Annotated in this window: 12 protein-coding genes; 6 read left to right on the plus strand and 6 right to left on the minus strand. The window is 33.4% G+C overall.

Going from position 1 to position 12,179, the window contains the following annotated elements:
* Positions 1-87: 87 nt before the first annotated feature.
* The 5 genes from FLS47_RS11180 to FLS47_RS11200 all read left to right on the plus strand — a co-directional run bounded on the left by FLS47_RS11180 (position 88) and on the right by FLS47_RS11200 (position 5,759).
* Positions 88-492, plus strand: coding sequence for a response regulator (locus FLS47_RS11180; protein ID WP_188347417.1), 405 nt, complete (start codon positions 88-90; stop codon positions 490-492).
* A 65-nt stretch (positions 493-557) separates the two neighbouring features.
* Complete coding sequence (locus tag FLS47_RS11185; protein ID WP_149914450.1) at positions 558-1,370, plus strand: hypothetical protein; 813 nt, start codon at positions 558-560, stop codon at positions 1,368-1,370.
* Between the two features lie 22 nt (positions 1,371-1,392).
* Positions 1,393-2,487 (plus strand): ThiF family adenylyltransferase, encoded by a 1,095-nt coding sequence (locus FLS47_RS11190; protein WP_149914451.1) that lies wholly within the window; start codon positions 1,393-1,395, stop codon positions 2,485-2,487.
* Positions 2,488-2,502: 15 nt separating this feature from the next.
* Positions 2,503-4,665, plus strand: coding sequence for a sensor histidine kinase (locus FLS47_RS18795; RefSeq protein WP_149914452.1), 2,163 nt, complete (start codon positions 2,503-2,505; stop codon positions 4,663-4,665).
* An 11-nt stretch (positions 4,666-4,676) separates the two neighbouring features.
* Entirely contained in the window at positions 4,677-5,759 is a 1,083-nt protein-coding gene (locus FLS47_RS11200; protein ID WP_223225243.1) for a hybrid sensor histidine kinase/response regulator, read from the plus strand.
* Positions 5,760-5,765: 6 nt separating this feature from the next.
* Here FLS47_RS11200 and FLS47_RS11205 read toward each other — a convergent pair whose 3' ends face one another.
* The 6 genes from FLS47_RS11205 to FLS47_RS11230 form a co-directional block, all read right to left on the minus strand.
* Positions 5,766-6,224 carry a response regulator gene (locus FLS47_RS11205; RefSeq protein ID WP_149914454.1) on the minus strand — a complete coding sequence of 153 codons (459 nt, stop codon included), beginning with the start codon at positions 6,222-6,224 and terminating at the stop codon, positions 5,766-5,768.
* Positions 6,225-6,356: 132 nt separating this feature from the next.
* Positions 6,357-6,983, minus strand: a complete 627-nt coding sequence (locus FLS47_RS11210) for an MCP four helix bundle domain-containing protein (protein ID WP_149914455.1) — start codon at positions 6,981-6,983, stop codon at positions 6,357-6,359.
* Positions 6,984-7,125: 142 nt separating this feature from the next.
* A complete protein-coding gene (locus FLS47_RS11215; RefSeq protein WP_223225244.1) occupies positions 7,126-7,680 on the minus strand; it encodes a DUF4256 domain-containing protein in 555 nt (184 codons plus the stop codon).
* 157 nt (positions 7,681-7,837) lie between these two features.
* On the minus strand, positions 7,838-8,218 hold the full coding sequence (locus tag FLS47_RS11220) for a DUF423 domain-containing protein (protein WP_223225245.1): 381 nt from the start codon (positions 8,216-8,218) through the stop codon (positions 7,838-7,840).
* Entirely contained in the window at positions 8,218-8,898 is a 681-nt protein-coding gene (locus FLS47_RS11225) for a thioredoxin domain-containing protein (RefSeq protein WP_149914457.1), read from the minus strand. The genes FLS47_RS11220 and FLS47_RS11225 overlap by 1 nt, the downstream gene beginning before the upstream one ends.
* Before the next feature lie 47 nt (positions 8,899-8,945).
* Positions 8,946-11,108, minus strand: coding sequence for a S46 family peptidase (locus tag FLS47_RS11230; protein WP_149914458.1), 2,163 nt, complete (start codon positions 11,106-11,108; stop codon positions 8,946-8,948).
* Positions 11,109-11,237: 129 nt separating this feature from the next.
* Here FLS47_RS11230 and FLS47_RS11235 point away from each other — a divergent pair, with 129 nt between their 5' ends.
* The gene (locus FLS47_RS11235) at positions 11,238-12,179 is read left to right on the plus strand and encodes a hydrogen peroxide-inducible genes activator (protein WP_149914459.1); all 942 of its coding nucleotides are present in this window, start codon (positions 11,238-11,240) and stop codon (positions 12,177-12,179) included.

Raw genomic sequence — 12,179 nt, forward strand, 5'->3', positions numbered from 1 at the left:
TTAATGATGACAACGTTATCATTGCTAATTATGGTATGATACTCACATATTTTAGAACACATTTGGTGTTTATTACCTATGAATCCTATGCGCGTAACGCTAGTAGAAGATAATGCTATCTTCTGTTTCTTATTCAAAAAATTTCTGGAAGATTATCCTTCTACAGAAATAGACGTCGAAATTTTTTCGAATGGTAAAACCGCTTGGAATCATTTTTCATCTATTAAGGATAATCCCAATTTGTTTCCAGATATGCTTTTTGTTGATATCAATATGCCATTTATGAATGGATGGGAATTGATCGAAAATCTGGTTGTTAATAATTTTGATTTTATTCATACCACTACAATATACATTGTTAGTTCTTCCAAGAGTTCATTAGACTTAGGGAAATTACAGGAATATCAGTTTATCAAAGAATACATTATAAAACCAATAGACAGAGAAGGCATTTATAAATTATTGGATGAGTATAATCAGAATATAACTTAATCCATGAATATTAGTTGCTTTAGTTTAATTACAAATCAATATATACACCATATTAAATATTTACAGTGGCATTAGTTTTTAAAGAGGGAAGACCAGTCGTTCGATTAAGGGCTTTTAGAGCCATAGACGATCCAAAAACTTGTGAACGTTTTATTGCAGGGCATGAACATGTACTTACTGCAATAGGTGTAAAAAAAGTTACCTCCTCCAAAAATGATTGGATGTATAATCCTGCAGCATTTGTCTTGATAGTAGAATCTTTGGATGGAGAGAATGTGTATGGTGGCGCTCGTATTCATGTAGCCGGTGGCTCACAACCTCTTCCTATTGAAGAGGCAACTGGGAAATTAGACCCAAAGATTTTTGATTTGGTGTGGGAATATGCGCAAGAAGGAACAGGTGAAGGTTGTGGTCTTTGGAATTCAAGGGAAATTGCAGGATATGGTATCGGAAGTATTTTCCTTACAAGAGCTGCAATTGCTATATCTGAGCAAATTGGAATCAAATCTTTATTTGCGCTATGTGCTCCCTATACGATTAACTTAACGAAAAGTGTAGGATATAGACAAGAGACGAGTATCGGAAATAATGGTACATTTTACTATCCCAAATTAGATCTTTTGGCTACTACTATGGTATTAGAGGACATTACCACATTGGGTTTAGCTTCTGATGAGGATAAGAATGCAATTTTGGATTTGCGTAATAATTTGAACTGTACTAGGATTGAAGTATTGCGTTCTAAAGAGATAGAAATCCAATACCAATTAGAGTTAGATTTTAAAGGTCAATGGAACTTAAATGAAATTATTGCAAATCTACCTAAAAGAACTAGGTTGGACAAGGATCTAGATGATAGTGATATACAAATAATGTAAAGGAGTTTTGAATACATAATATATGAAAGATCTTTTGGAAAATCAATTTCCTTATAAACCAATCTTCTTTAGAACTTCAAATATTGAAGAAAAGAAACTATTAGATGAACTCAAAAATAGTGAAAATGTTGCTTTCGTATTTGATGAAATAGAAAGACAAATAACAGAACTTATTCGATGCCGGTATCCGACGGGAGTTGGGGTGGAAGAATCTGAAAAATTAAGAAGTACTATTTTAAAAAATAAAAATGTAGCTGATTTTGGAGTTTGGGTATATTATCCATGGCGAAAAACATTGGTCCATATTCTTGAGGAAGATGATTTCATTGAAGTGAGAACCAATCGCAATCAGCTTAAAATATCGAAGGAGGAACAGCGTAAATTAACAACTAAAACTATAGGGATCATTGGACTATCTGTCGGACAATCTATTGCATTGACTATCGCTATGGAGCGTATTTGTGGTAAATTAAGATTAGCTGATTTTGATTCTTTGGATCTTAGTAATATGAATAGATTACGCACTGGCGTTTTTAATTTGGCTGTACCAAAGGTTGTGATTGCAGCCCGAGAAATAGCAGAAATAGATCCTTATATAGATGTGGAAATCTTTCCAGAGGGTGTTGTGGAATCTAATTTTGATGATTTTTTGACCGGGAGTGGAGGTATTGATGTGCTAGTTGAAGTTTGTGATAGTTTTGAAGTAAAGATTAATAGTCGTTTGAAAGCGCGTGCAGCACAGATTCCTGTAGTAATGGATACCAATGATAAAGGGATGTTGGATATTGAACGTTTTGATTTAGATCCGGACAGGCCGCTAATCCATGGTTTAGCTGAGGGATTGACTAGCGATAACATCAACACTTTATCAAAAGAAGAGAAGATGGGTTATCTAATGAAAATAGTTGATGCTCCAAATCTATCAGAAAGAATGAAATTGTCAGTTCCTGAAATTAATAAAACATTAGCTTCATGGCCCCAGTTGGCGTCGGAGGTAGTGTTAGGTGGCAGCATTACTACGACTGTATGTCGTGGATTACTGCTTGATCAAGATGTTCCTTCAGGAAGATATTATATAGACGTTGAGAAAATTATCAGAGATAATAATAATCTATAAAACAATTGTTGTCCTATGAATTTTAAAGCTATTCTTTTTTTATTATTCGTCTTTGCTTATTCGTCTTTTGCAAATGCAAATGATTACGTAACGTTTTCAATTGAAAATTGTGGAGAATATATAGGGAAGAATATTTCTATTTTAAAAGACCAAACAAGGTCGTTGACATTTGATGAAGTTAGACTGCTAAACGAAAAATTCATTGCAAGTGATGAAGAAGTACCTAATTTGGGTGTGGACGGAGCAAATAATTGGATTAAATTTTCTCTCAAAAATTATTCTGATGTTAATGAATTGGTTATTAATTTATCACAAACTAATATTGATAATGTTGTTTTTTATTGGATTAAAGACGGTATTGTAGATAGTATAGACTCTCGTGTTGGTGGAAAGGGAGATAATTTGGGGTTCAATCACCAATATTATTTATTTGAATTGCCTTTAAAAAAGGGTGAAGAAGTTGAATGCTATTTTAAGCTCTTTAGTCATACACAGCTTTCTGCACCGATTTCTATTCATACGCCCAAGAGTTTGTTTAATTCACTCTTACAATCGGATATATTTTCTGCCATTTATATAGGACTAATGCTCTCCATGATCCTGTATAATATTTTCCTTTATTTCTCTACAAGAGAGGCACACTATTATACTTATGTAAATTATATATTTTGGGTAGTTGTAGCCCAAATGGCAATTTTAGGATTGCTTGAGCCATTACTCGACTTGGATAATAAATGGGTAACAAGTCGATTGCTAACATTTTCTGGTGCAATATCGGGTATAGCTGCGATTTTCTTCGTCAAATCATTTTTACAAACTGCTCAAGAATCACCAAAATTTAATGTTTTATTAAATGTATTCATTGTTGGATATGTAGTGGCTATAATTTTACTTATTGCTGGAATAATAACTCCTGCATATAAGATGGTCAATTTTGTAGCAGGAGGTGGATCTACTATTGTACTAATTTTAGCATTTAGATTGTCTCGAGAAAAGTATAGGCAAACGAAGTATTTTCTATTTGCATGGTGTATATTTTTAATAAGTGTATTAGTGTACGTATTAAAAGATTATAACATTCTACCTCATAATTTTTTTACATTAAGATCAGTACAGATCGGATCGGTCATTGAGGCTATTTTACTTTCATTCGCTCTTGGAGACAAAATAAATATATACCGCAAAGAAAATGAGGAATCACAGGCACGTGAGTTGGCAGTTTCGCTGGAGAACGAACGCTTAGTTAAAGAGCAAAATGTATTATTGGAACAAAAAGTTGATGAGCGCACTCGCGAGTTGACCGAAAGTAATGATTCTTTACAGACCACTCTTGATCATCTAAAAGAAACACAATCACAACTTGTAGAAGCAGAAAAGATGGCTTCATTAGGTCAATTGACAGCAGGAGTTGCACACGAAATTAATAACCCGATTAACTTTGTTACGTCTAATGTTGCGCCATTGCGTAGAGATATGGATATGCTGTGGGATGCTGTTGATAAGTTTGAAAAATTGGCTTTAAATTATGAAATTTTACCAGAAGATAAAGCTAAGTTAATAGCCGAATATAAAGACGAATTGGATCTGGATTACCTTAAAGTTGAGGTTGAATATTTATTGAAAGGAATGTTTGAGGGGGCAAGTAGAACTGCAGAAATAGTGAAAAGTCTGCGTGTATTTTCAAGAGTCGACGAAGATACTTGGAAATTTTCGGATATAAATGAAGGCATAGAATCGACTATGGTAATATTGAATACTTTAGTCAAAGATAAAATTACAGTTATAAAAGAATACGGAGACATTCCAATAATTGAGTGTCATGCAGGAAAATTGAATCAAGTTTTCTTAAATATTATAACAAATGCTATTTACGCATTAGATAAAAAATTCCAATCTACATCTGAGGGGGTATTAAAAATTGAAACTGGACTAATCGATAATGGTTCTTCTGTGTTTATTAAGATAACGGATAATGGAATAGGTATTCCAGATGATATTAAGCATAAAATTTTCGAACCATTCTTTACAACAAAAGATGTGGGAGAAGGCACGGGATTAGGCATGTCAATTGCTTATAAAACCATAGAAAATCATAATGGCAAAATTTTGATTGAAAACAATATCGGCGGTGGTACGATCTTTAATGTCATCTTACCTATTAAGCAATCACCGAAGTAAATATTCATATTATGGAAAAAATTGAAATTCTATATGTTGACGATGAATTAAACAATCTTTTGGGGTTTAAAGCGAACTTCAGAATTGATTATAAAATTCATATTGCTTCTAATACCAAGGAGGCAGAGATGATTTTAACAGAAAATCCAGATATAAGAATAATATTCTGTGATCAACGCATGCCTGATGAGTTGGGGGTTGACTTTTTGGAGAGAATCAAAGTAAAATTTCCTCGTCCAATTCGTATATTGTTGACTGCATATGCGGATATGATTGTGGTCATTGATGCGATTAATAAAGGAAATATCTTTAAGTTTGTTCGTAAACCGTGGATGAACGAAGAGATTATTTCATCCATTCAAGAGGCAAACAAATTCTATATAACAACATCTCTATTAGATATAAGGAATCAGGAGTTACAAAAAGCTTATGATGAATTAGATAAATTTGCATATAGTGTAAGTCACGATCTTCGTGATCCACTTACTGGCGTGCTTTCAGCGATAACTTATGCTTTAGGTTACGATAAAGTAAAGGATATACACAACCTCTTATTATTAATGCAAGGCTCTATTCTGAAGCTTGATCAATATATTGATAGCTTGCGGGACTACTATTTACTAAGGAGAGGTGAATTGCTACTTGTGGATATTGATTTTCATGAATTAGCAAACACGCTTAGGGAATTTTATCAAGTATCAGTTCAGAAGACACAAATTGACTTTAAAGTTGATGTTGATCAAAATACAAATTTCAAAAATGATTTATCATTAATCGAATTAATAATACATAATTTGCTGAGCAATGCATTTAAATACCAAAATGATTTGCAAGAGAATCAGTTTATACATGTTTCAATCACAGTTTCAAAAGGTAATTTGACTATTAGAGTGAAAGATAATGGTATTGGTATTCCTGAAGATGCTAAAGAAGAGATCTTTAAATTATTCTATCGAGCGAGTAACCAATCCCAAGGTATGGGATTTGGTCTTTACAATGTAAGTGCAGCAATACTCAAGATTCAGGGAACAATAGAAATTGAGTCTGAATTATTAAAAGGAACAGAATTTATTGTAAATATTCCTAGCAAATAGCTTCTATTAAGACAAAAGCTTTTGTCTTAATAGAAATTCTAGCTGTTCATTAGAGACTTCTAATTTTGAGAATTGTTCTAATGTTGATTTTCTGTCTGAATATATTTGATAAGCTCTTTGGATAGTCTCATCCAATTCTGATTCATTCCAAGGTTTAGTTAGGTAATGGAAAATTTTCCCTTTATTCACCGCATCAATTACTGCGCCCATATCCGTATATCCTGTTAACAATATGCGCATAGGTTCTGCATTAATATCAATTACTTTCTCCAAAAACTCAACACCAGTCATCTCAGGCATCCTTTGGTCTGTAATAATAATGTCAATAGCTTCTTTTTTTAGAATTTCTAAGGCATCTTTACCACTAATAGCAGTGTGAACCTTATATTTTAATCTGAAATTCGCTTTGAATGAGAACAAGTTATTCTCTTCATCATCTACATATAATACTGATATTTTACTCATGTCTTTTAATCAATAGATAGAATTTGGTAACCATTGGGATTCAGTTACAGAGTGGCAAGATACATAAATTAAATATTTTAGTAAAATTTGTTAAAAATATTTGGGCCATTTACTAAATAATATTAGGAATGTTCAATTCAAATTATGATCATTTTCTGTTTTTTTGATAATTAAGGGTTTTGTTGATAATATTATTTTCTGAATTAAAATAGAAATTACAATAATAATAACAATCTCAAGATAGGATAGAATACTTCGTGTATTAGTCATTGCTAATACCTCGTCTAATTTATCTTTACCTTCTTCAACTTGTATCGATGATAAAACCCTAAGAATATTTTCCGCCTGTGATCCATTATTAAGCGCATCTGTGATATTTCCATTTTCAATCGATTTCTTCATTTTTTCGGAAATCTGTGTGAATTGTATGAAATTAATCTTTTCTTTTTCGGTCAAGAAAGTTTTGTCATAAGCTATATTAATGGAATCAATCTTTGACAGTAAATTTATTAAATAGCTGTTATTCGAAGGATTTGATTTTAAAGATTGCACAATTTCCTCTATATAATTAGACAGTTGCAATATATAATTTCCAACCACCACCCTGTCCTCATAAATTGATGTAACAGTCTCATTGAGACGTTTTATCATCATTCTTTCCTGAAGATTGGTAAGCAATATCAAACAAAGAACCGAAAAAATTAGTGTTGTTGTCTTGATTTTATTTCTGTTTGTAAACCCAAGTTTTTTCAATATCATATAATTTAGTTCTATATAACTCTGTGTTGTAGATGCATATTTGTAGAGTTGTATTCTATGAATTTAAGAATAATCTTTCGCATTAATCAATTTCATAACCACTAAGCATCTCCATATTGAACAGGTTAATTGGTAAGATTGTTTACAATTTCAATATTCCTCTAAATCCTCTTACACCATAATATGAATCTGCTCCATTGTGATATATAAAAACTCTTCCAAATCTTTTATCACCAAATAGGGCACCTCCTTTTGAGCGAACGTCTTTAGGTGTTAAGAGCCAACTCGATGTTTTCAAATCAAATTCACCTACTTTTTGAAGTTGGAAATATAGATCTTCATTCAACAATTGAATTCCCATTTCTTGAGCCATATTTATTGCTGAATCCTCAGGTTTATATTGCTTTCTTGATTCCAATGCCTCGTGATCATAGCATATACTTCTTCTCCCTTTTGGCGTCTCTGTAGAGCAGTCAACGAAATTAATACCCTCGTTATCTTCTGTTAATTGAACTACATCTGGTTCTCCACCAGTTTCTTCCATTCTATATAATGAATTTAGCTTTTGTGAATCGTTTTTTAATTTATTGTATATGTCTTCCCAGTTTAGAGAAGGATGACGATGCATGTTTTTTAAAAATCTTTTCTCTAAAATGGTAAGTAATTCTTGGTGTTGTTCGCTGGTTATACTTTTCATAATCATTTATTTATGGTTAATTTAATAATTATTTATAAAAAAAAGCCATCTCTGAATTTATAAGTTCAGAAATGGCTTTGTAAATTTGAATACAATCTAAAACTTCTGAGAGATATTGTTATTGTACTCTAAATACGTTATTCAATCAATGTTACACTTATCTCAAAAATGAAATCATTAAAGATATCCATCCAATTAGCATAAGCAAACCACCAATAGGAGTAATGGGACCCAAGAATTTCAAATTCTTTTTCCAATATTCGGCGAATGACAGAAAGTAAATGCTAAAAGAGAAAAGAATCGTTCCTGCGGTAATACCATATACAGCTAGGCGTTCACTATAAATATCAAAATTCAATTGAAATCCAAGAATCAGTAAAATCAATGCCGAATACATTTGATAACGAACACCTACTTCAAAAGATGCTAACTTTTCGGCTGAAATCAGTTTCTTGAATGCATGAGCACCAAAAGCGCCTAAGATGATGGCACTACTTCCAAATAATGTAGCGATAATAAGTGTAGCAGTATTCATCATTATTTTAATTTTTTCTCTAAAGTTTTAAGAGTAGTTAAACCAGATTTTGACCAAGTTTTTTGGCCATCTTTAAATATATACAATTGGGGAATTCCTGAAATTCCCAGTTGCTTAAGTAAATCTTTGTTTTCATCGGCGTCAATCTTGATTACCTTCAAATTATCTGCATGCTTTTGAGCTATTTTATCAATTATTGGAGCCAATTCTTTGCAAGGAGCACACCACTCCGCATAGAAGTTAACAAGTACTTTTGGATGACCTTTAGTTAGAGATTCGTATGCGTCATAGGTGATTCCTGTTGTTTTTTCGTTAGCAGAAACTAAAGGTAGATTTGATGCTTCCCATTTCATTATTCCCCCTTCAATATCAAATACTTCGAAACCTTTTTCTGCCAAATATTGTGCAGCTTTATTGGAACGTCCACCAGACAAACAATACACATAAACTGGCTTTTTCTTATTTAATTTACTCGCTAAAGCATCAAAGTTTTCTTTATCATTCCAATTAATATGGATAGAATTTTTAAGATGCTTCTTGCTGTATTCTTCATCAGTTCGTACATCAACGAGCTGAACATCTTCGTTATTTATTTTTTGTAAAGCTTCCGTATTTGCAATTTTGGTTTGCCCAAACGTCATTAGACTACAAAACAAACCAGCTATTGTAATGATATATTTCATGCTTACGTCTTTTATAGTATTAGAGGTGCTTAAAGCACCTCTAAGTATTAGATTCCCATTTCTTTTAGAATAAACTGTGCATTGTCAATCTTGTCGGCAATCCACAATACATAGCGTATGTCTACACCAATCGAACGGCTATAGCTCTCATTCCACGCAAAATCGTTAATCGTTGCGTCGTAAGAGCGGTCAAAGTTCACACCAATTAATTCGCCATAAGCATTCATGATAGGAGATCCTGAGTTACCACCCGTTGTATCCATATTGTATAGGATATTCACCGGAACATCGTTTGTGCCTTTACGCGTATATGGCCCGAAATTCTTTGCTAACCATGCATCTTTGATGGGCTGTGGATATGCAAATTCAGGATCACCAGAGCTTCCTTTTTCCAACAAACCTTTTACTGTTGTGAATGGAGACATATAAGTCGCATCAGCAGGACTATAGCCTTTGATATTACCAAATGTCAATCGCAAGGTAGAGTTTGCGTCAGGAATGAAATTTTTCGATTGAAAAACTTCTTTTACAGCGACATAATCCCCCATCAATTGGTTCAATACACCTTCACGACGTTTTAATTCTTCTCTGAAAACGCCTAACTCTTCGCCAAGCTCTACTTGAAGATTTAAAATATCATCAGAATAATTAATTAATGAATTAGCATCTTTTAGAACCGTAGTGTATAAGTTCTGTTTCGAATTTAATTGGGACTTATCAATTGCGTTTTGGATGAATGATGAAGCTTGATCATTCGTTGCAAAATTTCTTTTTTGGATCGTTTGTATGCGATGTTTGTCAGTTAGGTTTAATGCATCAGAAAACATGCGCGCTGCAATATTTTTGTCTGCAATGATGTTATAACTTTCATATACAGCGTCCAATTGTTTTTTTACATTTTCAATATTCAAATCAAAAATTCGTTTGCGATCTATTTCACTTTTTTGATTTGCAACAGCAATTTTGAAGGAATTAATCATGTTTGCAACATGCATAGTGCGGATTCCTGAATACAAGTTGTTAAACCAGAGTTCGCGCAATGCATCAGAAAATACCAACTGATAATGCTGATCAATATCTTGCATTAATGTGCCATAGTTCGATTTTAGCTCAGGTTTTGAATTAATAAAATTAGACAACTCTTGATCTTCTTTTTTCTTTGTGCTTACTAAATCAATATTACGTAGACCTTTTAGTTTTCCGCGGTAATTTTTCATCACATTGGCATTACGCTTGATGCGTGTTGCTAATGCTAATTCAGTAGCTTTATCATTTTTTCCAGCCAACATCATTTGTTGATTTTGAAAATCATTCAATTCTGACGTAAATGGCAATAAAAATTTTTGCTGATATTCAATGAATCGTGCGGGTCTATGTCGGAAGGTGCGACCAGGATAACCCAAAATAAATACGAAATCATTTTCTTCAACACCTTTTGGGTTTACTTTTAAATGCTTCTTAGGTTGATAGGGGACATTGTCTTTAGAATATTTAGCAGGTTTTCCATCTGGAGAAACATACGCTCTTAAGAATGAAAAATCACCTGTATGTCTCGGCCATACCCAATTGTCCGTCTCACCGCCAAACTCACCAATATCTTGTCTAGGAATATATACCAAGCGCACATCTTCGATAGTCTTGTAACGGAATAAAACATACGATTTGCCGATAAACATTTCGGACACTTCTGCTTTGATGCTTGGGTCTTTTGCTTCTGCCTCTTTCGCTATTTGCTCACGCATTTTGATAATAGTATTGATGCGTTCTACTGGATCTGAAATGTTGGCAACAGCATTCAAAATACGAGCAGATACATCTTCGTATGAATCTGTGATACGAATAGTCAATCCTTTGGCTTCGATTTCTTGCTCTTGAGATGATGCCACAAAACCGTTTTCTAGATAATTTGCGGTTGGTGTAGAAGCCAATTGTACCGCGCTAAAAGCGCAATGATGATTGGTTATTATAAGTCCATTAGGAGACACAAACGAGCCAGAGCAGCCTGAAACCTGTACAAGCGCATCTACCAAACCTATTTGTCCAGGATTGTAAATATCTTTCTCACTGATTTTTAGTCCTGCTTTTTTTAGTCCTGCACGGCTCAGTTCGCTTAATGGAAACATTCCTTCATCTGGAATGGAAGCGCTAAACATGGAAGCTGAACCCAAAAGAAGTGCAGTTAATACTACTGACTTAAGATTTAATTTCATATTAAAATGTATTTGCTCAAAAATACAAATTCTTTTACAAAGGCTATGAATGCATTTAGAAGAGAAAATACTCCTTTCAATGTGTTTTGCTTATAACTTTCTTACCTTTGTATAAGAAAAATTTATAGAATGACATTAGTTCAACTGGAATATATTGTTGCGGTAGATACCTATAGAAGTTTTGTAGCTGCAGCGGAAAAATGTTTTGTGACGCAACCAACATTGAGTATGCAAATCCAAAAGCTAGAAGAATCGTTCGGGGTCAAAATATTCGACCGAAGTAGACAACCTGTTGTACCTACAGAAGTTGGGCTCAAAATCATTGAGCAGGCACGTATTGTGCTTATGGAAAGCAAAAAAATAAATGAAATTTTGCAAGAAAAGAAAGGAGAGCTAGAGGGTGAATTACGTGTCGGTGTAATTCCTACTGTAGCACCGTATTTGCTACCTGATGTCATTACAGCTTTTTTGAAAAAATACCCAAAAGTAAAACTTCAAATCTGGGAATACACCACAGAACGTATTGTACATGAGTTAAAACAAGGTTTGCTAGATTGCGGCATTCTTTCGACACCATTGACGGAAAGTAATATTCTTGAGACACCTATTTTTTACGAGACATTTGTGGCCTATGTTTCTGAAAAAAGCAATTTGTATCAAAAGAAAGTGTTAAGTACAGATGATATAGGCGAGGAAAAATTGTGGTTGTTGAACGAAGGACATTGTATGCGTGGACAGGTATTGAATATTTGTAATTACAAACACAATTACGGTTCTGAAGGTACTTTTGAATACAATACGGGATCAGTTGAGACGTTAAAACGTATGGTAGATATTAATTCAGGAATAACCATTTTGCCTGAAATGAGTATCATGAACTATAATGAAGATGAATTAGCGCATGTACGTTATTTTAAAGCTCCAGAGCCCGTGCGAGAAATTTCAGTTGTCACGACGCAGAACTTTGTAAAGAAGCAAGCTGTTAATACACTGATTAATGAAATCTTAGAAATTGTGCCCGAACGTTTCAAATCGAAAAGGAAAAAAGAAATAATGGGTTTTAACCTGTAA

Source organism: Sphingobacterium cavernae (genome assembly GCF_008520265.1).
Lineage (GTDB): Bacteria > Bacteroidota > Bacteroidia > Sphingobacteriales > Sphingobacteriaceae > Sphingobacterium > Sphingobacterium cavernae.